This is a genomic window from Chryseobacterium formosum, from assembly GCF_026460885.1.
Taxonomy (GTDB): domain Bacteria; phylum Bacteroidota; class Bacteroidia; order Flavobacteriales; family Weeksellaceae; genus Chryseobacterium; species Chryseobacterium formosus.
In genome coordinates, this window is the sequence record NZ_JAOVZW010000019.1 from 85917 (window position 1) to 108906 (window position 22990).

General features: G+C 33.5%; 24 protein-coding genes and 1 tRNA gene. 5 read left to right on the top strand and 20 right to left on the bottom strand.

Going from position 1 to position 22990, the window contains the following annotated elements:
* Window positions 1-33 precede the first annotated feature (33 nt).
* From OF897_RS15820 to OF897_RS15910, 19 genes are all read right to left on the bottom strand, one after another.
* On the bottom strand, window positions 34-789 hold the full coding sequence (locus OF897_RS15820; RefSeq protein ID WP_267266644.1) for an SDR family oxidoreductase: 756 nt from the start codon (window positions 787-789) through the stop codon (window positions 34-36).
* A 456-nt stretch (window positions 790-1245) separates the two neighbouring features.
* Window positions 1246-1319: transfer RNA gene (locus tag OF897_RS15825), tRNA-Asp, on the bottom strand.
* Window positions 1320-1450: 131 nt separating this feature from the next.
* The gene (trxA, locus tag OF897_RS15830) at window positions 1451-1768 is read right to left on the bottom strand and encodes a thioredoxin (RefSeq protein ID WP_034682284.1); all 318 of its coding nucleotides are present in this window, start codon (window positions 1766-1768) and stop codon (window positions 1451-1453) included.
* 72 nt (window positions 1769-1840) lie between these two features.
* A complete protein-coding gene (locus OF897_RS15835) occupies window positions 1841-3016 on the bottom strand; it encodes a cysteine desulfurase family protein (protein WP_267266645.1) in 1176 nt (391 codons plus the stop codon).
* 3 nt (window positions 3017-3019) lie between these two features.
* Entirely contained in the window at window positions 3020-3478 is a 459-nt protein-coding gene (locus tag OF897_RS15840) for a hypothetical protein (protein ID WP_267266646.1), read from the bottom strand.
* 24 nt (window positions 3479-3502) lie between these two features.
* Entirely contained in the window at window positions 3503-4090 is a 588-nt protein-coding gene (locus OF897_RS15845) for an HAD-IB family hydrolase (RefSeq protein WP_267266647.1), read from the bottom strand.
* Between the two features lie 104 nt (window positions 4091-4194).
* Entirely contained in the window at window positions 4195-4920 is a 726-nt protein-coding gene (locus OF897_RS15850) for an SDR family NAD(P)-dependent oxidoreductase (RefSeq protein WP_267266648.1), read from the bottom strand.
* Complete coding sequence (locus OF897_RS15855; RefSeq protein ID WP_267266649.1) at window positions 4921-6237, bottom strand: FAD-binding oxidoreductase; 1317 nt, start codon at window positions 6235-6237, stop codon at window positions 4921-4923.
* A gap of 3 nt (window positions 6238-6240) precedes the next feature.
* Window positions 6241-7152 carry a decaprenyl-phosphate phosphoribosyltransferase gene (locus tag OF897_RS15860; RefSeq protein ID WP_267266650.1) on the bottom strand — a complete coding sequence of 304 codons (912 nt, stop codon included), beginning with the start codon at window positions 7150-7152 and terminating at the stop codon, window positions 6241-6243.
* A 112-nt stretch (window positions 7153-7264) separates the two neighbouring features.
* Window positions 7265-7954: an OmpA family protein gene (locus tag OF897_RS15865; RefSeq protein ID WP_267266651.1), complete on the bottom strand. Its 690-nt coding sequence runs from the start codon at window positions 7952-7954 to the stop codon at window positions 7265-7267.
* Between the two features lie 20 nt (window positions 7955-7974).
* Window positions 7975-8472, bottom strand: coding sequence for a lipocalin family protein (locus OF897_RS15870; protein ID WP_267266652.1), 498 nt, complete (start codon window positions 8470-8472; stop codon window positions 7975-7977).
* A 125-nt stretch (window positions 8473-8597) separates the two neighbouring features.
* The gene (locus OF897_RS15875; protein WP_267266653.1) at window positions 8598-10283 is read right to left on the bottom strand and encodes a S8 family serine peptidase; all 1686 of its coding nucleotides are present in this window, start codon (window positions 10281-10283) and stop codon (window positions 8598-8600) included.
* A gap of 69 nt (window positions 10284-10352) precedes the next feature.
* A complete protein-coding gene (locus OF897_RS15880) occupies window positions 10353-10967 on the bottom strand; it encodes a WbqC family protein (protein ID WP_267266654.1) in 615 nt (204 codons plus the stop codon).
* 65 nt (window positions 10968-11032) lie between these two features.
* Window positions 11033-12673: a signal peptidase I gene (lepB, locus tag OF897_RS15885; protein WP_267266655.1), complete on the bottom strand. Its 1641-nt coding sequence runs from the start codon at window positions 12671-12673 to the stop codon at window positions 11033-11035.
* Window positions 12674-12796: 123 nt separating this feature from the next.
* On the bottom strand, window positions 12797-13498 hold the full coding sequence (dapB, locus tag OF897_RS15890) for a 4-hydroxy-tetrahydrodipicolinate reductase (RefSeq protein WP_267266656.1): 702 nt from the start codon (window positions 13496-13498) through the stop codon (window positions 12797-12799).
* 114 nt (window positions 13499-13612) lie between these two features.
* Complete coding sequence (locus tag OF897_RS15895) at window positions 13613-14251, bottom strand: DUF5683 domain-containing protein (RefSeq protein WP_267266657.1); 639 nt, start codon at window positions 14249-14251, stop codon at window positions 13613-13615.
* Window positions 14252-15142 carry a ParB/RepB/Spo0J family partition protein gene (locus OF897_RS15900; RefSeq protein ID WP_267266658.1) on the bottom strand — a complete coding sequence of 297 codons (891 nt, stop codon included), beginning with the start codon at window positions 15140-15142 and terminating at the stop codon, window positions 14252-14254. It abuts the gene before it with no gap.
* A gap of 60 nt (window positions 15143-15202) precedes the next feature.
* Window positions 15203-15976 carry a ParA family protein gene (locus tag OF897_RS15905; protein ID WP_267266659.1) on the bottom strand — a complete coding sequence of 258 codons (774 nt, stop codon included), beginning with the start codon at window positions 15974-15976 and terminating at the stop codon, window positions 15203-15205.
* A gap of 165 nt (window positions 15977-16141) precedes the next feature.
* On the bottom strand, window positions 16142-16981 hold the full coding sequence (locus tag OF897_RS15910) for an energy transducer TonB (protein WP_267266660.1): 840 nt from the start codon (window positions 16979-16981) through the stop codon (window positions 16142-16144).
* Between the two features lie 333 nt (window positions 16982-17314).
* Here OF897_RS15910 and yiaA point away from each other — a divergent pair, with 333 nt between their 5' ends.
* From yiaA to OF897_RS15935, 5 genes are all read left to right on the top strand, one after another.
* Window positions 17315-17707, top strand: a complete 393-nt coding sequence (gene yiaA / locus OF897_RS15915) for an inner membrane protein YiaA (RefSeq protein ID WP_267266661.1) — start codon at window positions 17315-17317, stop codon at window positions 17705-17707.
* A gap of 69 nt (window positions 17708-17776) precedes the next feature.
* Entirely contained in the window at window positions 17777-19339 is a 1563-nt protein-coding gene (locus tag OF897_RS15920) for a BspA family leucine-rich repeat surface protein (protein WP_267266662.1), read from the top strand.
* Window positions 19340-19357: 18 nt separating this feature from the next.
* Window positions 19358-20860 carry a BspA family leucine-rich repeat surface protein gene (locus OF897_RS15925; RefSeq protein ID WP_267266663.1) on the top strand — a complete coding sequence of 501 codons (1503 nt, stop codon included), beginning with the start codon at window positions 19358-19360 and terminating at the stop codon, window positions 20858-20860.
* Between the two features lie 6 nt (window positions 20861-20866).
* Entirely contained in the window at window positions 20867-21286 is a 420-nt protein-coding gene (locus tag OF897_RS15930; protein ID WP_267266664.1) for a hypothetical protein, read from the top strand.
* 135 nt (window positions 21287-21421) lie between these two features.
* The gene (locus tag OF897_RS15935; RefSeq protein WP_267266665.1) at window positions 21422-22249 is read left to right on the top strand and encodes a BspA family leucine-rich repeat surface protein; all 828 of its coding nucleotides are present in this window, start codon (window positions 21422-21424) and stop codon (window positions 22247-22249) included.
* 98 nt (window positions 22250-22347) lie between these two features.
* Here OF897_RS15935 and purE read toward each other — a convergent pair whose 3' ends face one another.
* On the bottom strand, window positions 22348-22851 hold the full coding sequence (gene purE, locus OF897_RS15940; protein ID WP_267266717.1) for a 5-(carboxyamino)imidazole ribonucleotide mutase: 504 nt from the start codon (window positions 22849-22851) through the stop codon (window positions 22348-22350).
* Between the last annotated feature and the right edge of the window lie 139 nt (window positions 22852-22990).

Below are 22990 nucleotides of genomic sequence, written 5' to 3' on the forward strand. Positions count from 1 at the left end.
TTCCCAACTTTGAAAGAGCTTATGAATACTCTATTACCTCGTCGTGTATCCGCCGTTAGCAAAGATAGTCTGACCTGTAATCCACCATCCTTCAGTTACTAAAAACTCTACCAATGGTGCAATATCTTTAATATCCGTAAGACCTCCCAATGCTGCTGCAGATTTGTGATAAGCTACTGCATCTTCAGCTTCCTGTCCGTAGAAAAATGGAGTATCCATTGGTCCAGGCGCAACTGCTGTTACAGAAATCCCTCTTGCTCCGAATTCTTTAGACGCAGCTCTTGTGAAATGCTCTACTGGAGCTTTCATACCTGCATAAGTAGAATAAAGACCTGTATAAGCTGCAAGAAGCGAAGTAACAATTGTACAGATTTTACCGTTATCAGCTACTTTTTTACCAGCTTCCTGTAAGAAGAAATAAGCAACTTTAGAGTTGATATCAGACATTGTATCATACTCTTTTTCTGTAGTTTCAGTAAATGGTTTTTTCAATACCATCCCAACTGTATTGATTGCAATATCAATAGTTCCGAATTTGCTGATTGTCTCATCAAAGAATTTCGTGATGTTTTCAACCTTCGTAAGGTCTGCCTGAAATAAGAAAGCTTCTGCTCCTAAAGCCTGAACATCTGCTAAAGTTTTTTCACTTTGTTCTCTTGAACTTTCGCTGTTATAATGGATGGCAAGCTTTGCTCCTTTCGCTGCGAAATCTTTACTTAAAAGTCCGCCTAAATTTTTACCTCCTCCGGCAATTAAAACTACCTTACCTTTCACATCGTGTTTTGACATAATAATTTTTTTTAATTAGTTAACAATACAAATATGAAAATTTGTAAGTGTTTAATTATGGTGAACTTTTCGGATGTTGGAAGAAATTCGGAATTTATTTTATAATTAAATCCATTATTATGGAATTTAAACAACAATAATTCAATTAGATAAAATTAAAATCCGTAAAAATAAAAGATAAATTCAGAATGATAAGAAAATTCAATAATTAAGAGTATTATGTTAAACCGGAATATTTTTTATAAATACAATAAAGAAAAAAGATGATTTTCTAAAATAAAAAAAGAGCGAGATTCAATAAACTTTGATGAATTTCTAATTTATGACTAAATAAGTCTTCAGGAGTTTAAGTTGTGATATTTAATGACAATCTAAATCTTCTCAATACTCTCATAAAAAAAATATAGATATATACTAAATACATAAAAAATCCTGTCTCAAATGAAACAGGATTTGCGATCCGGACGGGACTCGAACCCGCGACCTCCGCCGTGACAGGGCGGCATTCTAACCAGCTGAACTACCGGATCTTTTTCACAAGTTCCAGAAGAATCTTCCGTTATTGTGGTTGCAAAAATACAACTTTTTTCTAATTCTGCAAATCTTTAGAGACAAAAAATGCTTCCCAAAACGGAAAGCATTCATTATCAAAGTGATTTTTTTATAAGTGTGCGCTTAATTTCTCAGCGATTACCTCTTTTGGAGTTACACCAACCAATTTATCTACTACTTCACCGTTCTTGAAAATAAGAACTGTAGGGATATTTCTGATTCCGTATTGCATAGAAATCTCCTGATTGTTGTCTACATCTACTTTTCCTACTACAGCTTTTCCTTCAAAATCTGTTGCAACTTCTTCGATGATTGGTCCCAAAGTTCTACAAGGTCCGCACCATACTGCCCAAAAGTCAACCAATACTGGTTTGTCTGATTTTAAAACCGTTTCCTGAAACGAGCTATCTGTAATTTCTAAAGCCATTTTTTTATCTTTTAATTATTAATATTCTTCTTTGTTTTCGTAATTCAAAATTACCACTTTAAAATGAAAAGCCTATCTATGCTCAACATTTGTATTTTCTATAACGAAGTCTTTAGAAATTTCTTTTAAAGCATCAACAAAAGCATCAATCTCATTTTTATTCGTTTTGTGACTGAATGATACTCTTAAAGGTGTTCCGTTATCCATTTCATCTTCAGATAAAACCATCATCATTACCATTGAAGGTTTTGAAGCTCCTGATGAACACGCACTTCCTTGTGAAACTGCAATTCCTTTCATATCCAACTGCAACCCGATTAGAGGATTTTTGTATGGAAGCAAAAGACTTACCACCGTATATAAACTGTTTTCAGCTTCGGAACTTCTTCCGTTAAATTTCACTCCCGGAATTTCTGCAGCTACTCTATCAATCGTATATTGTTTGATGTCCTGCATATGTTGAGTATAAGCTTCCATATTATTTAATGATAGCTCTAAAGCTTTACCTAAACCTGCAATACCTGCAACATTTTCAGTTCCTGCCCTCAAACTTCTTTCTTGAGGACCTCCTGTAATGATACCTTTTAAACCACTTGATTTTCTGATAAATGCGAAACCAATTCCTTTCGGACCGTGAAATTTATGAGCACTGCAAGAAGCAAAATCTACAGGAATATCTGAAAAATCAAGATTCATGTGTGCCATTGTCTGAACAGTATCAGAATGGAAAAGCGCATTGTTTTCTTTGCAAATCTGTGCAATTTTTTTAATGTCAACTATATTTCCGATCTCGTTATTAGCATGCATTAAGCTTACTAAAGTTTTTTTATCGGAACCTTTAAGTAATTCTTCTAATTTATTTAAATTGATATCTCCTTTTTCGTTGGGACGAATGTAAGCAACTTCAACACCTTTTCTGTTTTTCATATCCAAAATACTCTCAGAAACACATTTATGTTCCATCGGTGAACTGATAATTCTCTCAACGCCAAGATGCTCAACGCTGGATTTAATGATCATGTTGTTGGATTCTGTGCCGCAAGATGTGAAAATAATCTCAGCCGGAGTTACATGTAGATAATCTGCAACCTGCCTTCTTACATTTTCTATCAAAATCTTAGCTTCCTGTCCGAAACTGTGAGTTGAAGAAGGGTTTCCGAAATTCATTTTCATCGTGTCTATCATAGCATCGATTACTTCTTCTGAAAGTGGTGTTGTAGCAGCGTTATCTAAATATATTTTATTCATTTTTTATTTTGTCGGATTTAATTGTATTGACGTAAATTTGTAACTGGAAGGAACTGAAAATATAAACCAAGGATTAGAAAGCACCTGAATCTCCATCCCACCCGACTCGTACATCGGAACTTCTACATACAATACATTATCTTTTACTGAAATGCTTTTAATTTCATTTACTTTATGATCTCCTGAATTGAATCTTCCTAAATTATATAAAACGACTTTTTTATCATTCGGAAAAACAGGAATATCCATTACAGGCTCCATACCGCTTGAAGCAAAGTTTTCTGTGATCTCCTTTTTCAGCTGCTCCTGATCTTTTATTATTTTAAAACCTTCTTTCTCGGTTCCGCCGTTTGACTCAGAAGCGAGAATTTCACTTTTATTCTGCATATTATCAGATTTTTTTGCAGTTGTGCTTGCGCAACTCATGATGACTGCAAAACACAAAATCAGCAGTTTATTCATATTATTTTTATTAATCCCTCAAAATTAATGAAAAAATTGGTAATGACCTTCATTTGCCCATTTAAGCATTGGTTTATCTCCTGAAGTATCTCCGAACGCTATGATTTTATCGTACTTATCGTTTGAAATTTCTTTTTTAATACGTTCTAATTTCTCTTTTCCATTGCAATTTTTGCCGATAAAGTTGCCTGTAAAAACCCCATTTTTGAACTCAGCTTTAGTAGAGACCAGATTCATTTGTAATTTTTCGGCAAAAGGTTTAGCCCAAATATCAAGTGAAGCTGTTACCATTAGACTCTGCGTATTTTCTCTGTCAATATTTTTAATGAAATCTAAAGCATTTTCTCTCACAATTTTAGGGTAATTTTCTTCAAAAAATTGTTTAGATTTTTCTTCAATTTTAGACTGAAGCTGACCTTTTAAAACAGATCCAATAAAGCTTTTCTTTACTTTTTCAGTTTCAGCTAATTTTAATTTTAAAAGAATAAAAAGAGGAATATGTTTCAAAAACTGCACCCGGAATTTTGAAGGATTGTAAAATTTAAGATACATAAACATCGTATCTTTATAGGTAATAGTTCCATCAAAATCAAAACAATACAATTTTTTCATTCTAATTTTTAATTTTTTTAACACAAAGTTCGCAAAGTTATTTTAAAATCATTATGATTTTAAGTTCGCCAAGGCGTTTCACTCAGTAATGAACACAACAGTTTTTAAAGCTTTAATTTTTTAAAGATAAACTCAGGAATATTTCTGATGATTAACATTATAACGCCCCAAATCGGTAAAACGTATGCAATATTCTTTTGTTTTTTGAATGCTTTATAAATACAGTCTGCTGCTTGTTTGGGAGTTGCTGTCAATTTTGGGTTTAACGGTAAACCTTCTGTCATTTTTGTTGCCATAAAACCAGGTTTTACGGTCAAAACATGAACTTTCTTTTCAAAAAGATAGTTTCTAAGTCCGCTTAAATAAGCAGTAAATGCAGCTTTTGCACTTCCGTAAATAAAATTACTTTGTCTTCCACGATCTCCTGCAACCGATGAAAGTCCAATAATTGTTCCTGATCTTTTACCTTCAAATTTCTGAGCAAAATAATTGATGACAGGAACTAATTTTGAGTAATTAATATCTATAATTCGTTCTGTATTTTTATTATCATACAAACCTTCTTCAGTACCATCTCCCAAATAACCTGTTGCACAGAACAACAAATTTGAATTGATGTGATCGAAACTAAAATAATTAATTTCTTTTGTCAAATCAAGTTCTATAATTTCAGATTGCTGAAGAAATTTCACGTCAATATGCTGTGCAAAACGTTCTGTTGCTTCTCTGTTTGATGTAAAAAGATAAATTCTTTCATATTTTTCGCCTTCCTGTAAAGCTTTTTCCACAAAAGCCTGCGCTACTTCAGATGTACTTCCGAGAACTATCATTTACTTATTATTTAAGATTCTTTTGTGCTGTAACGACACAAATTTTGAACTTTCTACATTTTTCAGGTAATCCGTCAACGAAGATTTGCTCATACTGTCTTTCGTAAGGTAAATTCTCCCTCCAAAATCTTGCACAATTTGGTCTAATTGTGAAACTAACTTTTTCAATTTTGAATTGACTTTAAAATCGAGCGCCAAAGTATAACCTTCAACAGGGAAAGAATTATAAGCTTCCGGATTATCTTTCCCGAAAAGTTTCAGAACAGCAAGGAAAGAACCGTTTCCACTGTTTGCAATGGCTTCAAGAATTTTTTTCATTCCTTCCTTACCGTTTTCTTTCGGAATCACCATTTGATATTGAATAAAACCAGATTTTCCATAGATTCTATTCCATTCATTAATAGCATCAAGCGGATAAAAATAGGTTTCGTAATCGATGATATTTTTAAGCTCTTTTTTAGCCTGTTTTTTATAGTATAAAAAGTTGAAAATCTTTACAGTCAAAGCATTTAAAACAAATCCCGGGAAGTAAAAAGGAACTGTAGGAGAAAATTTCTTTTTTAACCGTAAAGGATTTTTAGAAAATTTCTGTGGAAGCTCGTGTGAAAAAGCGTGTTCACCTCTCATCAAAATACTTCTTCCAATATCTTTTCCTTTTTGAAGACAATCAATCCATGCAACAGTGTAAGTCCAGCTTTCGCTTTCATCAAAAAGTCTGAATATTTCGTCTAAATTTTCAGCTTTAATACTTTCCTGACGAATATATGCAGTTTCAATATTTTTTAGCTTAAATCTTGCCGAAAGAATAATTCCAGTTAAACCCATTCCTCCAATTGTTGCAAAGAACTTTTCGGAATTTTCTTCTTTTGAGCAAGTTATGATTTCACCATTTTCCGTCATCAATTTAAAATCAATAACATACTCTGAAAAGCATCCTTCAGAATGATGGTTTTTCCCATGAACATCGGATGCAATTGCACCACCGACAGAAACAAATTTAGTTCCCGGAGTGACATATAAAAAATATCCTTGCGGGACTGAAATTTCTAAAACTTCCGACAGAAGAACTCCGGATTCACATTCAATAATTCCGTTTAACCGGTCGAAACTGATGAATTTATTTAATTTTTTAGTTGAAAAAATACTTTCACCTAAAGACGCGTCGCCATAACATCTTCCGTTTCCTCTTGCAATAACTTCGTTATGATTCTGTACAAATTCTTTTATTTTCCTGTAGCTGTCTTCCGACTTCATTTCTTTTTCCACAATAGGAAAATTGCCCCAGTTTGTAACTTTTTGCGTGAAATTTGGCTTCATGATTTACAGTAAATTAAATTGATGAATACTTTCTTTAAAGTAAATTAAGATTAAAAACGAAACGACCCACAAAAGCAATGTAATCTGAATATAACGATCTCTGTATAAGATCTTTGTGGGAGATTCTGTTCTATTGTACACCAATGTCTGTTGTAAATACCTTAAAAATGCAAAAACTACAAAAATTACCGTATAAAATATACTTGAATGCGATTTAAGCTGAACTTCCGGAGAAAGTGTAAACATTAAATAACAAAGAATTGCCAAAGTGATGGAAATTGAAAGTGCAATATCTGCAAACTGTACATTGTAACCGTCTAAAGATTTTCTTGTTTTTCCAGAAATTTGTGCGTTGATTAATTCTCCTCTACGTTTTCCGATGGCTAAAACCAATGCTAAAACGAAAGTCAGTAAAGTTGCCCATTGAGAAATAAAAATCCCTGTAATGTAACCTCCGGCTTGAACTCGAAGCACGAAACCTATTGCAATAATGAAAATATCAATGATTGGAACGTGCTTTAATTTAAATGTATAAGCCAAATTCATCAGAAAATAAATCACAATGATTGAGGCGAATTTCCAAATTGGAGTATTTAAATAAAATTGAGCAAAGAGAGTCAGTAAAATATTGACAATTACCAATCCGATTAAAATTCCGACCGCAGTCGGTTTTGAAATAGCGCCACTTGCTAATGGACGTCTTCTTTTTTCAGGGTGTTTTCTATCGGCTTCAATATCATTATAATCATTTAGAATATAAACAACGCCCGCTGCCAAAGAAAATATTATGAATGCGAAAATACTTTTAGTAAGTAAATCTAAATTTTTAATATTACCTGAGAAAAAAAGCGGAACGAAAACAAAAAGATTCTTAACCCATTGTTCTACACGAAGCAGTTTTAAATATTTCTTCATTTATGTGGTTTCGATTGCAAAAATAGTGATTTTCAGACAAAAAACTCAGGTATAAAAATACAAAAAAACCGCTAAAAGCGGTTTTATGAAATAATATTTATATGTTAAATGATTATTGACCCTGTTGAGCATCATTAATCATTTTCTCATTTGCTGTAATTGCAAACTCTACTCTTCTGTTTTTAGCTCTACCAGCGTCTGTATCATTTGTTGCAACCGGCATAGATTCTCCTTCTCCTAAAGCGAATAATCTGCTTGAAGCAATTCCTTTAGAAACTAAGTAAGATTTTACAGAATTTGCTCTTCTTTCAGATAACTTTTGGTTATAATCATCTGCTCCTTTGCTGTCTGTATGCCCATAAACATTAATGTTTGTATCTGGATTGTTAACCAAAACCTGAGTTAATTTATCAAGATTCGTTTTTGCTAAAGCAGTAAGATCTGATGAGTCAAATGCGAAAGTTACAATACTTTCATTCATTGTAATTTTAATACCGTCACCTACTCTTTCAACTTCTGCTCCTGGTAAAGTTTCTTTAATATCTTTAGCCTGTTTATCCATTTTATTACCGATCACGTTACCTGCAACACCACCGATAATTCCACCTAAAACAGCTCCTAAAGCAGCATTTTTACCTTTTCCAACATTGTTTCCTAATACACCACCAATTACAGCTCCTGAAGCTACTCCTACCGCAGTACCTCTCTGTTGGTGATTTGAATTCTGCACTGCTTCACAGCTTGTTAATAATAAAGCTGATGATAAAAAGAATGCACTTATATATGTTTTATTAAATTTCATCTTAAAATATTTATAGTTAATTATCTAGTATAGTCCATTCCTGTTCTTTCGAAGTTGTAAACTACTTTTACTGAACTTCCGTCGAATGGTACATTTTGTTCTAAAGAAAACTGATCTGTTGTTTCGTTGGTTACTGTTAAAGTATAACCTGCTGTATTTTGTTTAGCTTTTGTACCGTCTGCAATTTTTTTGAAAGTGAAAGTATCACCTTTGATATCAACTTTTATTGCCTGAATTAATTTTGGACAAGAACCGCCACCATTTAATGTATAAGATCCTGAATAATTATTTGGAATAAATCTCCAGTGACTTCCTATGAAACACTGTGCATCCGCACCTTCGTCAAAAGGTTTGATTTTGTATTGCTTATCATAGTTGATGCTTACGATTTGCCAATCACCTTTCATTTTCAGAAATTCTGATCTTACAGCTTGTGCATCTTTTGCTTTCTTAACTGTGGAACAAGACACTGCAAAAAGTGAGGTTCCCACTATACCTGCAAGTAGTAGCTTTTTCATATTGTAGTTTTATTATTTTAACATTAAAGATACCACAAAAAACCATGCCAAATTCTATTTATTTAAAAAAAATAAAGCCTGAAAATTCAGGCTTTATTGTATTAAGATTTCAATCTATCTGATTATTATTTCTTTACAGATTTCTTAGCCGGTCTTGATTTTTTTACAGTTTTTGTTTTTACTGTATTTGATTTTCCGTCATAGAAATTTGCATACGCATATTCTGCCGCTTTTTTCACATCAATTACACCTCCTGCCTGAGATTTTTCGCCAAATTCATTTGCAGAACTCAAATTACTTGTTTTCACTAATGATTCGATGATCTGAGCAGGTTTAAGATTCGGCATATAAGCTAATAAAACTGCCGCTGCTCCCGCTGCAACTGGTGATGCCATAGAAGTTCCCTGAAGATATTCATATTTACCTTTTGTAACGGTAGAATAAATTTGATCACCCGGAGCAAAAACATTCACCATTTTCTTGTTGTAATTTGAGAAATCAGCTCTTAATGCGTCATTTTTGTTGGTACTTGCCCCAACAACCATAACGTTATTTATAAAAGGTGCTTCGTCTGTAATATTTTTAAAGTTTGTGGGATAAGCTAAATGCTCTGCAACATCTTCATTTTCATTTCCTGCAGCTTTCACCAAAAGAACTCCTTTATCCTCGGCATATTTAAATGCATCCCAAACTACATTTTTCCCTGGAGAAACAGGTTTCCCGAAGCTCATATTTAAAACTTTCGCTCCGTTATCCACTGCGTATCTTATTGCGTTTGCAACGTCTTTGTCTCTTTCATCACCGTTTGGAACCGTTCTTACCGTCATGATTTTTGCCACTTTTGAAGCAACACCATATTGTATTTCGCCACCTTGAGGAGATCCTGCAATAATTCCCGAAACGTGAGTTCCGTGAGTTGCATCAGGACCTTCATAATGATTATTTCCGTAGATTTTTTCTGAATAATCATCATAATGATCACCTACAATTTCCGCTCTCGGATCATAATTAATATCATATTGTTTCGCCATTGGACCGAAATGATCTAAAGCTTCCTTCATTTCTTCTTTAAGCTTCAATTCTACTTCAGTCGCTGGTTTTCCTGAATATTCAGGATTATTTATGACAATTGATAAAATTTCAAGCGCTGCAGCTTCTTGCTGAGTAGAAGGTTTTTTATTCTTTACTGTTTCAGTTGTCAAAGGTTTTCCTCCCAAAATCTTTACCATCTCAGGAATCGATTCGTTAATCATTGAATAACGCTGGAAACTTTGTCTTGCATCAACACTTTTCTTTGTAAAAAGTTCTTTCGACTTCATATACATCTCAAATTCCTCCTTCATTTTCGCCTGATTGGCTTTGTTTTGAGTAGAATTAGAACCTTCAAAAATAGGTTTATATTTAGCGACTACTCGAGTTACTTCCATATTGTCGATGTCGATATCGCCATTTTTACCACCAATAAAATTCCAGCCATGAACATCGTCGATATATCCGTTTCCATCATCATCTTTTCCGTTGTTTGGAACTTCATTAGGATTTGACCACATATTTTTAACTAATCCGGGATGATCAACCTGAACACCGCTATCTAAAACTCCTACAACTACTGTTTTAGGTTTTAAACCTTTAGATTTTAAAAATTTATAAGCATTTTCTGTATTTACACCATACACTTTTGAAGTAGCAAAATCTTTATGATACCAAGTCATTAAATCTTTATCTTCTTTCGATTCAGTTTTTGGCGTCTCTTGAGCTGAAGAATAAGTAAAACCTGCTAAAAAAACTGCTGCTAACAATACCTTTTTCATATGTATAATTTATTTATAAATGCTTTTTATCAACCTGTTCGTAAACTATTTTTCAACGATGAGTTAATATTATTTACATTTAATATTTTTAATATAAGTAAGAGATTCCGGGCCTTTGTTACAGATAAGATCAATTATGGATAAATCTTCCAAAAAACCAAACTTGTCTGAGAAGGTTTGATAATATTCTTCAATCTCGTATTCTAAAGGCTTTTTTGGTGAAAATTTCTCTCTGAAATTTACCTCTTCCGGATTTTTAAAATATTCTTTATTCAAAGAGTATGCCTTTTCTGTTTTTAAAACATTTTGAACGATTTCTATACTTTTCAAATTGAAATCCAGCAGAAATTTTTCTTTCTTTTCAAAAATTTTCTCCAATTTATCTTCATAGTATTCAAAATATGGTGAACCTTGATATACTGTTTTAATAGACTTCCAGTGAATTTTTTGCCAGTCTTCACGATAAGACATTTCGGTATCTTTAAATTCACGATTTCCATTATGAACAATCGGAATAATTAATGAAAGTTTACCATTGGCTCCATAGATATTTGTACGATTTCTAAAGGTTTGCTTAGGGAAGCTTTCAAACTGTTCGAAAATCACTTCGTTTTCAGTATTCAAAAATTCTGAAAACCAAGAAATAGGTGGTAAATAAAATACCGGTAATAATATATTTTGCATAGCCCTTTATAGAAAAATGAAGTACTTTTTCAAATACTTCATTTTATTTATTTTTTTATTATTGATTAAATCTCGTCTTCTTTTTTCTTCTTTCCGAATAATTTCACAAAATATTCCCAGCCAAAGAAAAGAACAAGTATCATCGCTGCAACCCACCAATAAGAAGTTTTGTTCGCTTCTCCTGTGTTTGTAGCTTTAAACATTCTGTCCCAACGAATTTTGAACGGAGCCTGATAAGAAGAACCCGAGTCCTTAAACGCTCCTTGTAAACTCATCCAGGTGAACATTGGTCTTCCGACAATATTTTCTTCTGGAACAAAACCAAAGAATCTTGCATCCAGAGAAGCATCTCTGTTGTCTCCCACCATCATATAATAATCCTGCTGAATGGTATATTGATTTGCTTCTTTTCCGTTAACGAAAATTTTCCCGTTTTTATTTTCTAATTTATTATTTTCATATTTAGAAATAATCCACTGATATTCTGGTAAAGTTTTCTCATTAAGAGCAACAACATCTCCTTTTTTAGGAATTTTAAGCGGACCATATTGATCTTGATTCCATCCGCTGTTGATTGGGAAAATAGATTGTGTTGTATCAATTTTTGTTCTTGCTTCATCTCTGTAAGAAACTGCAGATTCTCCTTTAGGCTGAATATCTTCCTTCATATCAATCACTTGAGGAAGTTTTTTGATTTCTGCAGCCGTTTTATCGGTTAATCCCTGGAAAGCATAAACAAATCCGTTCCCATTGGGAATTTCTTGTACTGGTAAAAATCCAAAAGTATTATATAAACTTGGAATATCAAGCTGACTTCCAGTATTTACGATATATCTGTGCTGAACTTCCTGATCTCCTAAAACTGTTTCCGGTTTTCCGTTTACGAAAAGTCTTCCGTTTCTCATCTCAAAAGTGTCACCAGCAACAGCAACCAATCTCTTTACATAAGGATCTTTTCTGTCAATTGCAGTGTGTACAGAATCTTGTGGATAATTGAAAACAACAATTTCGTTTTTCTGAGGCTTGCTGAATTGGAAAATTCTTTCGTAAGGTAATTTTATTCCATCAACATAAGACTTAGGATCGTCTTTAGGATTTCCAGGTTTTCCTGTATCCATAATAGTTCCCTGTAAAAAAGGAATTGCAACAGGACGCATTGGTAATCTGTAACCGTAGCTCCATTTGTTTACAAAAAGGAAATCTCCAACCAATAAAGTTCTTTCCATTGATCCGGTAGGAATTCCGAAAGGCTGTGTTACAAAAACGTGAATGATTGTAGCAAAAACTACCGCAAAAGTAATCGATCCCATAAAGGTATCTTTCTTTTTCGCATTTTTTTCTTCTTCTGTAAGATACAAGTCGTTTTCGTCTTCAATCTCAGTATCTTTAGAATAATTGATTGTCGCCATATAAATAAACGGCAAAATCACAGTCAGTAACTGATCTTTGAAAAGCGTTTTTCCGAATTTTTTCACCAAATACAAATGAAAAACACTCATCATAATAGGACCTACAATCGGTAAATATGATAAAAGCGCCCACCATTTCGGGTGTTTCGTTTCTTTAAGTATAATGAAATAATTGTAGAAAGGTATAAATGCGAATAACGGACTATACCCCAATTTCTTGAACAGCTTCCAAGTGGAAATCCCCATCAATACTGATAAAATGAGAACATAAACTGTGTACGTTAAAAAATAATTCATAAATTTTTGTGCCTAATCTATACTATAAATGATTAATGATGAGCGATAAATGATAATAGATTCACTATTGACAATTCATCATTCACTCGTATTAGTTTGCAATGTAGGGATTTTGTTACAAATCTAGAGTCCTAAAACGTCTTTCATTGTAAAGTTCCCTTTTTTATCTTTAATCCATTCTGCCGCAACTACAGCTCCCAAAGCAAAGCCGTTTCTGTTGTATGCAGTGTGTTTTATCTCAATCTCGTCGACTTCACTTCTGTAATAAACAGAATGCGTTCCGGGAACTTCATCTTCACGAATAGCAAAAATACCCAGCTGTTTTTGCTGAGTTTCTTCTAACTTCCATGCATCGAATTTATCATTGTTTTTAATAATTCCTTCAGCGAGAGAGATTGCGGTTCCGCTTGGTGCATCAAGCTTATGAATGTGATGAATCTCTTCTAACTGGCAAGAATATTCGTTCACACTTTTCATTAAATCAGCTAACTTTTCGTTTAAAGCAAAAAATAAATTTACGCCTAAACTAAAGTTTGAGCCATATAAAAATGCAGTTTCATTCTGAACTGCAATATTTTCAATTTCGGGTTTTCTTTCAAGCCAGCCTGTTGTTCCGCTGATTACAGGAATTTTATTTTCTAGACATGCTTTAATATTATCAAAAGCTACTTCAGGAAGAGAAAATTCGATAACAACATCAGGATTATTAAGATTTTCAGCAGTCGGAGTTTCTTTTAAACGGGCAACCACTTCATGACCTCTTTTTAAGGCAATTTCATCAATAATCTTCCCCATTCTCCCATATCCAACTAATGCTATTTTCATATGTAGATTTTATTTTTTATTTATAATATGGAATCCTTTAATTTTCATCGATTTTTACGTTTACAAATCAAGAAGGATTTCATATATAAATAGTTATTTCTCTTAATTATAATTTTAAAATTTAAAACTTAAAGCCAATCCGGTTTTTGGTGGACTTACATTGTAATCATCATAAATTACAGCCGGAGCAAATGTCAAGTCTGGATCTTTACGACCTTCATATAAATGTGCATCTACAACTGCATCTACAATTCCTAAAATGTAAATTAAACCTGTAATAGCAATTGCATAATCACGCTGTCTTTTCATTCTGTCTTGTGCATTTCCCAAAGCTGTTGCATCCAAAGTAGGATTTCGTTTTAGAAAATCATTGGGTGCGCCGTTCAATTTTGCAATGTAATATTCACGGTATTTTTCATATTGGTTTTGATTCCAGACAGCAATACCTGCTCCGGTTCCTACTGCTCCTAAAACAATTGGCACTTTCCAATATTTCTTGTTGTAAACCTGTCCTAAACCCGGTAAAACAGCAGAATATAAACCTGCTTTTGTAGGATTGAGTTTTTTAACCCTTAATTTTGCAGGAGCATTTGCTTTTTCAATTTCCTTTATCACTTCCGCTGAAGCTTGTGGTTTTGCAGCAGGAATACTGTCTGTAGCGTAATGCTCAAGTCTTACAGTATCTCTCGGGTTAGTTTGTGAAAAAGCCAATCCCGATAATAAAAGGAAAAAAGTGAAAAGTAAGTTTTTCATTTATTTAATATGAGATAAAATATATTCCAGCTCATCTTCATTTTTAAAATCTAAAACAATTTTCCCTTTTTTGCCGGTTCCAGTTGTTTTAATTTCAACTTTTACATCAAGAATATCTGCAATCGTTTTCTGTGCTCTTTTATAATTATTTGAAAGCTCAGCTTTTGCTCTTTTTGCAGCAGGAGATTTTGGATTTTTCAAAGCATTTGCAGCTTGTTCAGACTGACGAACATTCAGTTTTTCTTTGATAATTAAGTCAAATAAAATTTGCTGATGCTCTTCATTTTCAAGACTGATGATTGCTCTACCGTGTCCTGCAGAAATCTCCCCGCTTCTGATTGCGTTTTGAATATCCGGACTCAACCTCAACAATCTGATTGAGTTGGTAATTGTACTTCTGTCTTTCCCGATTCTTTGGCTCAAATTTTCCTGAGTAAGACCGATTTCTTCTAAAAGTCTGTGATACGTTAATGCAATCTCGATGGCATCAAGATCTTCACGCTGAATATTTTCCACAAGAGCCATTTCAAGAAGCTCCTGATCATTTACTAAACGAATGTATGCCGGAATTGAAGACAAACCAGCAATTTTACTTGCCCTGAAACGTCTTTCCCCAGAAATAATTTCAAACTTTTCGCCGTCTTTTCTTAGTGTAATAGGTTGAATTACACCCAAATTCGTAATCGACTGCGCTAATTCGTTTAATGCTTTTTCGTCAAAATAAGTTCTTGGCTGTGTAGGATTCGGGTAAATATCTTCCATGGAAACCTCCATGATATTCCCAACAAATTTATCTGCTCCTTCATCAGTTGCTGTGTTGACTGTAGCTTTGGATTCTGCACTTAGAATTGCTCCCAAACCACGTCCCATTGCTCTTTTTCTGTCCTTCATTTCTGTGTAAATGATTATTGATTAATGATAATTGATTAATTATTAAATACAAAAATCATTTTAATTTTTAACTAAATTTTCGTTCTTCAATAAAACCTCTTCTGCAAGCTGAATGTACTGAATAGCTCCTTTACTTTCAGCATCATAATTTAAGATACTTTCACCGAAACTTGGCGCTTCACTTAATCTTACATTTCTGCTGATAATCGTTTCGAAAACCATTTCCGGGAAATGAGAATTTACTTCTTCCACCACCTGATTTGAAAGTCTTAAACGGCTGTCGTACATTGTTAACAACAAACCTTCGATATCTAAATCTTTATTGTGAATTTTCTGAACGTTTTTTACTGTATTTAAAAGTTTACCAAGACCTTCTAATGCAAAATACTCACACTGAATTGGGATAATTACAGAATCTGCTGCCGTTAAAGCATTAATTGTAATTAAACCTAAACTCGGTGCACAATCGATAATAATATAGTCGTAATCGTCTCTTACTTCTTTCAATGCTTCTTTCAGCATATATTCACGTCTTTCTTTGTCTACCAATTCAATTTCGGCAGCAACCAAATCGATATGAGAAGGTACGATATCTAAATTCGGAGTTGTTGTTTTCTGAATACAGTTTCTTGTGGCAACGCTATGTTCCAAAAGATTATAAGTAGAATACTGCACTTCTTCCACACCCAAACCCGATGTTGCATTTGCCTGTGGATCTGCATCAATGATTAGGATTTTCTTTTCTAAAACACCTAATGCTGCAGCTAAATTTACAGCAGTAGTAGTTTTTCCTACTCCACCTTTCTGATTAGCGATACCTATAATTTTTGCCATTGCTCAAACTTTAAGCTTCAAAAATACACTTTTTTCTCTGCTATTGGAGAATGACTAAAACGAAAATTGAGTTAAAATATTGTTAACAAGCATTTTAGATATAAAAAAAATTATCCACAAAAATAAATCTTTGTGGATAACTGTTGAGATTTGTGTTTAAGATATTTAATTATCAAATTTCATTGAAATTGGAAACTTGAAATAGCTTCTTACAGACTCTCCTTTTTTATTTTTACCCGGAACCCATTTTCCCTTTACAGCTTTAATGGTTCTTACAGCTTCAGCATTAAATGAAGCATCTTTTCCGTTGGTTCTGATATCTGAAATTGTCCCGTCTCTTTCTACAATAAAAGTAACCGTTGTACTTACAACTTCTTGGTTATCAAAAGCAGAAACATCAAATTTATTCATTACTTTATTTCTAAAAGCATCAATCCCGCCTTCGAATTTTGCACCTTCACTTAATTCAGTTCCTCCAACAACAGCATTTGGATCTATTGGAACTACAGGAACAATTCTCGGAGGAACCACTGTTCCAGGTCCTGAAATGATTGTCGTTGGAGCATTAATACTTGGAGCAGATGGTGATACGAAATCATTCTTTACTCCTGCGATTGCATCCTTTGGAATTTCAGTTACAATATTACTTTCATCCGCATCCTTTGTAGGAGTTACAACCTGTGAGTCAAATTGTTTTACGCTTGGAGGAGGAGGTGTGGCTTTTTCAGGAATCGTCACTTTTTCAGGTGGTTTTACAGCCGGCTCATCAATAATAATTGGAGGAGGTAGCTCATAAATCTCTTTAGGCTTCTCTACTGTTTTAAATGCAGAAACTACGGTTGGAATAATAGAAACCGCAGCTAATAAACCGACACCTATAAAAAATGCTTTGGTTAAAATTCTGTCAGATTCTGCTCTTAATACATAAGCACCATAAGCTTTGTTACGGTTTTCGAAAAGGATTTCGTTCAGTCGAAATTCTTGATTTTGTTCTAGGTGTTTCATCACTACAAAAATTAAAATTGTTAATATATTATAGATTATCAGTTTTCAATATGTTTTGAAATAATCTTTGAAACAATATCAAAATATTTGCCAAATTATTAACAAAACATAAAACCTACAGCAAAAACTATGTTAAAGTGTAAAATTTAACTATTTACCGAATAAAAGTTTTGAAGTTGGAATATAATAGAAGCTGTAAATTTAGTTTCAGATTTAATGGAAAAAGAAATTTCAACTTTAGATAATGATAATTCAGAACTACAAAGAAAAAATTGTTAACATTAATTTAAAAATTATATATTTGGATTTAATAATAAACAAAAACATCAATTAATGAAAAAACAAGGTGTATCAAATGCGTTTGTAGCAGCTTCATGGGTTGCGTTGGGCGCAGGAATGGTAGGATTTATTGTAGGTCTTGCAAGAGCTGAAATGCAGCTAAATGAGAAGGGATATTATTTTACTATTCTACTTTACGGACTTTTCGCAGTAGTTTCTTTGCAAAAAGCTGTACGTGACCGATTAGAAAACATTAAAGTTACCGATATCTACTACGGAATCTGCTGGTTTGCGACATTATCATCAATCGTTTTACTAGCAATCGGATTGTGGAATGCTACAATTTTACCGAGTGAGAAAGGTTTTTATGGCTTTGCTTTTTTACTTGCTTTGTTCGGCGCCATCGCAGTTCAGAAGAATACCCGAGACAATATGACTCAGGAATAGAATAACTTAAGCTCACCAAATTTGGTGAGTTTTTTATTTTTGTATATCTTTATTTCACAAAATATTGATATGATAAAACAGCTTTTACTTTTTATTTCAGTTATTTTTTTTCAAATAACAAATGCTCAAAATGAGTTCATTACAGTTTGGCAACCAGGAATCGTATCAACACCTGCTGTAAGTGTAAATGCGCCATTTCAAGCCACCTCTAATCAAATTTGGTTTCCCGGTACAGGACAAAATTATACTATTAAGTGGGAAGAAATTGGCTTTCCTCAACATACCGGTATCATAGAGAATGTAACTTCAACAGGTCAGATTTTGATTGACTTTGGCACTCCTTCCAGAGAAGATGGCGCTAATACTACTTATCGCGTGAAAGTCTCGAACGGAAACGGTGTTTTTCAGCAGATAAAATTTGCAAAATATCAGATTCTTGGAAATGGTGATGCACTTTTACCAATATTAGAGATAAAGGGCAGCGCAGACAAACTTCTTACGATTGAACAATGGGGAAATATTGAATGGATCTCTATGAATTCAGCATTTGCAAATTGTCAGAGAGTAGATATTACGGCTACTGATTCACCAAATCTTAGCCAAGTTACTGATGCTTCACTAATGTTTTACAGAGCTAATTCTTTTTCGGGAGGTAATGCTATGCAAAACTGGGATACATCGACCATTCAAAATTTCAGTTTTATGTTCGCTTTGCAGCATGTTGGACAGATTTATTCTCCTAATCTGATTAATTTCAATCCACCTAACCTTAATAATTGGGATGTTTCTTCAGCAACCAGCCTAAGTTTCATGTTCGCAGGAAGGGGTGCTTTTAATCAAAATATCAACTCCTGGAATGTGGCTAATGTTAAAAATGCGGCGTGGATGTTTACTGCATGCGGCGTCTATAATCAACCTCTCAACAATTGGAATACATCTAATTTCGAAAATATAAACAATATGTTCTCGGCTACATCAGCTTTTAATCAGCCGCTAGATCATTGGGATACCTCTAAAGTAAATAATATGGCTGCAACTTTTTCTGCTACTCAAGCCTTTAATCAGCCTTTGGATATGTGGGATGTAAGCAATGTAAAAAAAATGGGGTCTATGTTCACTCAAGCTGAGTCTTTTAATCAATCTCTTGAGAATTGGAATCTTTCATCACTGGAATTGGCAGGCGGAATTTTCGGTGGAACAGCAATTAGTTGTGAAAACTACAGTAAAACGCTTAAAGGATGGGCGGAAAACCCCAACACTCCGAATAATATATCCGTTTCTAATTTGTACCCTATGAAATATGCAGCCAATGTTACTTCTAAAAGAGATTTTCTAATCAGCAAAGGCTGGACATTTTCCGGAGACGTTTTGGGAAGCTGCACATTAAAAATTAATGAAACAGCTTTTTCAAATCAGATAAACATTTATCCTAATCCTGCATCAGATGTTATTCATATAAAGAATGCAAAAGATGTAAAAAGTTACATAATAACAGATTTCAGCGGAAGAATTATATTGAAAGATTTTTTAGCTAAAGATTTTATTAACATCCAAAATCTTAGTACTGGAAATTATATTTTACAGCTTATAACAAGTAAAAATATTGAGAAATTTAAGTTTATTAAAAAATAATCTTTAAAAATTAAAAATATGCTGAAGAAAATATCTGTATCTATACTTTTGATTTTTTTATGTCAGTTTTTCAAAGCCCAGGAAGAATTTATAACGGTATGGAAACCCTCAACCCCCCAAACCTCTCCTGTAGTGAGTGGAACGCCATCATCCGACACACAGATCTGGCTACCTTTAAGAGGAAATAATTTCACCATTTATTGGGAAGAAATTGGCTATCCGCAACATAACTCCACATTAACAAATGTAACTTCAGCCTATCAAATTTTACTTGATTTTAATGAACCGCAAAATTCCAACGGAGCAACTTACAGGTTAAAAATCACCAATGGAAACGGAAACTTTCATGCCATCAGATTTGCAGACTCAACTTTATTTCCAAACGGAACTGGACTTGTAGGAGATACTGATAAACTTTTAACTATTGAACAATGGGGTACAACAGCTTGGTCTACGATGAAACAAGCTTTCTCAATGTGCAGAAATATGGATATTACTGCAACGGATATCCCCAATTTAGCAAATGTTACTTCGCTTGAAAATACGTTTACCTTTTGTAATAATTTGGCAGCAAATTCAAGTATTATTAATTGGGACATTTCTAATGTAACAAGTCTTAACGGAACTTTCGTAGCGTGTTTTCTTTTCAATCAGCCAATCGGAAGCTGGGATACTACCAACGTAAGCCTAATGTCAACCACTTTTTCAAGTGCAACATCATTTAATCAACCGCTTTCAAACTGGAATACTTCGAAAGTTGAAGATACCGCTTCAATGTTTCTTAATGCTACTGCTTTTAATCAACCTATCGGAAATTGGGATATGTCTAAAAACAAAAACATGGAGTTTATGTTTTATGGAACAAATTTCAACCTACCCTTAGCAAACTGGGACACTTCACAAGTTACCAAAATGTCTTACATGTTCAAAAACACTTCTTTATTCAATCAAAATATACAAAATTGGAATACTAATAATTTAGTGAATGCCGAATTTATGTTTGAAAATGCTACAAGTTTCAACCAAAATCTTGGAAACTGGAATTTACCATTACTTTCCACCGCAATGTTTATGCTTAATAATACAGGGTTAGATTGCATGAATTACAGTAGAACAATAAGAGGATGGTCATTAAACAGTACGACTCCGAACAATATTTATTTAGGAAATGTAAGTCCTTCAACTTATGCTTCAGACATCATAACTGATCGAAATAATCTTTTAGCGAAAGGGTGGATTTTTCAGGGAGACACTCTTGGATCATGTAGTATTTTGAGCACATCTGAAACTAATGCAAAAAACCAACTCACGATTTATCCAAATCCGGCTACAGATTTTATTTACATTAAAAACGAGAATGTTTCAAACAAAACCTATAAAATCATCGATACAAGCGGAAGAATTTTTGATCAAAATACCCTGAAAGAAAATATTGACGTGAGAAATATCATTTCCGGAAACTACATTTTACAAATCATTACAAATGATAAAATCCAATCTTTTAAATTCATCAAAAAATAAAGTATAATGCAGAAAATTTTATTAATATTGGTATTCATGCTACTCTTTCAATACGGAAAAGCACAGAATGAATTTATCACAACATGGAAACCCAGCAACGATTCTGCTCAGAATATATTGGGAGGAGTACCTTCTACCTCTACACAGATTTGGTTTCCGGGAATTGGTAATAATTTTAGTGTGTTTTGGGAAGAAGTAGGATACCCTTTACACAATGGCACATTATCGAATATTACCTCAACCGCAAATTTTTTAATTGATTTTGGAACTCCGCAAAATCCTGTTGCATCAAATGCTACTTATAAAGTAAAAATAAGTAATGGAAGTAGCAACTTTAGCACAGTAAAATTCCCTCATACCATTATAATATTTCCTTTTGACACTCCCCCATTTGTCAGCGAAAATAGTGGTGATACAAAAAAATAATCGATATATCTCAATGGGGAAATATCAAATGGAATACTATGGAATATGCTTTTTATCAATGTTCATATTTAAATGTTTCTGCAACAGATTTACCAGATCTATCTAACGTAAACACAACAGAAGCCATGTTTTTTTTTGACAGGATTAGTCGGCAATACCAGTTTTTCATCATGGAATACGTCTACAATTACCAATATGGCATATATGTTTGGTCATACACCTTTTAACCAACCAATAGGAAACTGGGATATTTCTAATGTAACAGATATTAAATGGATGTTCCACGGATGCAATCAATTTAATCAACCACTCAACAATTGGAATACCTCAAATATCATACGGATGGATCACGCTTTTCATTTTTGCAGTGCATTCAACCAGGATTTGTCAAATTGGAAAACTTCAAAAGTTACCAATTTAGATTTTCTTTTTGGTTCAGCAAATATTTTTAACCAAAACTTGGGCGATTGGGATCTATCTTCAGTAATCAATGGGCTACAAATGCTGAGCGGAACAAACTTAAATTGCAACAATTGGGATAAAACACTTTTTGGCTGGGCTAACAACCCAAATTCACCGTCAAATTTCACCTTGGGAAATGTGGCTACGGCTACTTATTCCCATCCTCTAGCTGTTACAGCAAGATATAAACTCATTACTATTAAAGGATGGACATTTAGTGGTGATATTTATGATCCGACCTGCGAATCTGTTTTATCGACTTCCGAAACCATTCTTAAAAGTAAAATTTCAATCTACCCCAATCCTGCGACAGATTTTATTTATTTAAAAAATCTTGAGCAATCTGCAGATTATATCATTCTCGACTTCAGTGGAAAAATTGTTTTACAGGGAAGTTTAAAAAACAAAGAAATCAACATTAAAAACCTAAGCAGAGGCAATTATATTTTACAAGTAAAAGCTAAAGATTGGATAGAAAATTTCAAATTCATCAAGAAATAAAAACAAAAGCCTCACCAATTGTGAGGCTTCGTTATATGTAAAAGATGATAAATCGATTATTTAATGAAATAAAATTCACAATTCACCACTTACTTTTTTCAACTATCATATTGGTTCGGATGTTTCGCTTTAATATCATCCACAGTTCCTAAAACCTTATCTTTTAAAGTATCCTGATAAACCTGAAGTTTCTCTGCAATTTCTTCGTTTCCGCTTCCTAAAATTTTTGCAGCTAAAATTCCCGCATTCAAAGCACCGTTTAGAGCAACAGTCGCCACGGGAATTCCGCCCGGCATTTGTAAAATTGATAAAACAGAATCCCATCCATCAATAGAATTACTAGATAAAATAGGAACTCCGATTACTGGTAAAGTTGTACAACTTGCAACCATTCCAGGAAGATGTGCTGCTCCACCCGCTCCTGCAACAATTACTTTTAAACCTCTTTCTTTAGCTGTTTTTGCGTAATCAAACATTCTTTCAGGCGTTCTGTGAGCAGAAACCACCGTCAATTCATACGGAATATCCAAAGATTTCAAAAAGTTTGCTGCCAATTCCATAATCGGTAAGTCGCTCTGACTTCCCATGATAATTCCTACCATTTCTTTCAATTTATTAGATTTCAAAGATAATAATTTTAAAAGTGAATTGTGAATCGTCAATTTGCTTCGCAGTTAATTTTTAAATTTAATTTAATACCATAGAATTTACGATTGACTTACGAAGCAAAATTGACCATTC

Bases quoted from the DNA above. Each gene is read 5' to 3' on its own strand.
- OF897_RS15920 (WP_267266662.1), top strand. From the start codon at position 17,777: ATGATAAAACAGCTTTTACTTTTTATTTCAGTTATTTTTTTTCAAATA.
- OF897_RS15875 (WP_267266653.1), bottom strand. From the start codon at position 10,283: ATGAAAAAGGTATTGTTAGCAGCAGTTTTTTTAGCAGGTTTTACTTAT.
- OF897_RS15925 (WP_267266663.1), top strand. From the start codon at position 19,358: ATGCTGAAGAAAATATCTGTATCTATACTTTTGATTTTTTTATGTCAG.
- yiaA (WP_267266661.1), top strand. From the start codon at position 17,315: ATGAAAAAACAAGGTGTATCAAATGCGTTTGTAGCAGCTTCATGGGTT.
- OF897_RS15930 (WP_267266664.1), top strand. From the start codon at position 20,867: ATGCAGAAAATTTTATTAATATTGGTATTCATGCTACTCTTTCAATAC.
- OF897_RS15860 (WP_267266650.1), bottom strand. From the start codon at position 7,152: ATGAAGAAATATTTAAAACTGCTTCGTGTAGAACAATGGGTTAAGAAT.
- OF897_RS15910 (WP_267266660.1), bottom strand. From the start codon at position 16,981: ATGAAACACCTAGAACAAAATCAAGAATTTCGACTGAACGAAATCCTT.
- dapB (WP_267266656.1), bottom strand. From the start codon at position 13,498: ATGAAAATAGCATTAGTTGGATATGGGAGAATGGGGAAGATTATTGAT.
- OF897_RS15820 (WP_267266644.1), bottom strand. From the start codon at position 789: ATGTCAAAACACGATGTGAAAGGTAAGGTAGTTTTAATTGCCGGAGGA.
- OF897_RS15845 (WP_267266647.1), bottom strand. From the start codon at position 4,090: ATGAAAAAATTGTATTGTTTTGATTTTGATGGAACTATTACCTATAAA.
- OF897_RS15895 (WP_267266657.1), bottom strand. From the start codon at position 14,251: ATGAAAAACTTACTTTTCACTTTTTTCCTTTTATTATCGGGATTGGCT.
- OF897_RS15865 (WP_267266651.1), bottom strand. From the start codon at position 7,954: ATGAAATTTAATAAAACATATATAAGTGCATTCTTTTTATCATCAGCT.
- OF897_RS15880 (WP_267266654.1), bottom strand. From the start codon at position 10,967: ATGCAAAATATATTATTACCGGTATTTTATTTACCACCTATTTCTTGG.
- OF897_RS15870 (WP_267266652.1), bottom strand. From the start codon at position 8,472: ATGAAAAAGCTACTACTTGCAGGTATAGTGGGAACCTCACTTTTTGCA.
- purE (WP_267266717.1), bottom strand. From the start codon at position 22,851: ATGGTAGGAATTATCATGGGAAGTCAGAGCGACTTACCGATTATGGAA.
- OF897_RS15855 (WP_267266649.1), bottom strand. From the start codon at position 6,237: ATGAAGCCAAATTTCACGCAAAAAGTTACAAACTGGGGCAATTTTCCT.
- OF897_RS15840 (WP_267266646.1), bottom strand. From the start codon at position 3,478: ATGAATAAACTGCTGATTTTGTGTTTTGCAGTCATCATGAGTTGCGCA.
- OF897_RS15835 (WP_267266645.1), bottom strand. From the start codon at position 3,016: ATGAATAAAATATATTTAGATAACGCTGCTACAACACCACTTTCAGAA.
- lepB (WP_267266655.1), bottom strand. From the start codon at position 12,673: ATGAATTATTTTTTAACGTACACAGTTTATGTTCTCATTTTATCAGTA.
- OF897_RS15850 (WP_267266648.1), bottom strand. From the start codon at position 4,920: ATGATAGTTCTCGGAAGTACATCTGAAGTAGCGCAGGCTTTTGTGGAA.
- trxA (WP_034682284.1), bottom strand. From the start codon at position 1,768: ATGGCTTTAGAAATTACAGATAGCTCGTTTCAGGAAACGGTTTTAAAA.
- OF897_RS15900 (WP_267266658.1), bottom strand. From the start codon at position 15,142: ATGAAGGACAGAAAAAGAGCAATGGGACGTGGTTTGGGAGCAATTCTA.
- OF897_RS15905 (WP_267266659.1), bottom strand. From the start codon at position 15,976: ATGGCAAAAATTATAGGTATCGCTAATCAGAAAGGTGGAGTAGGAAAA.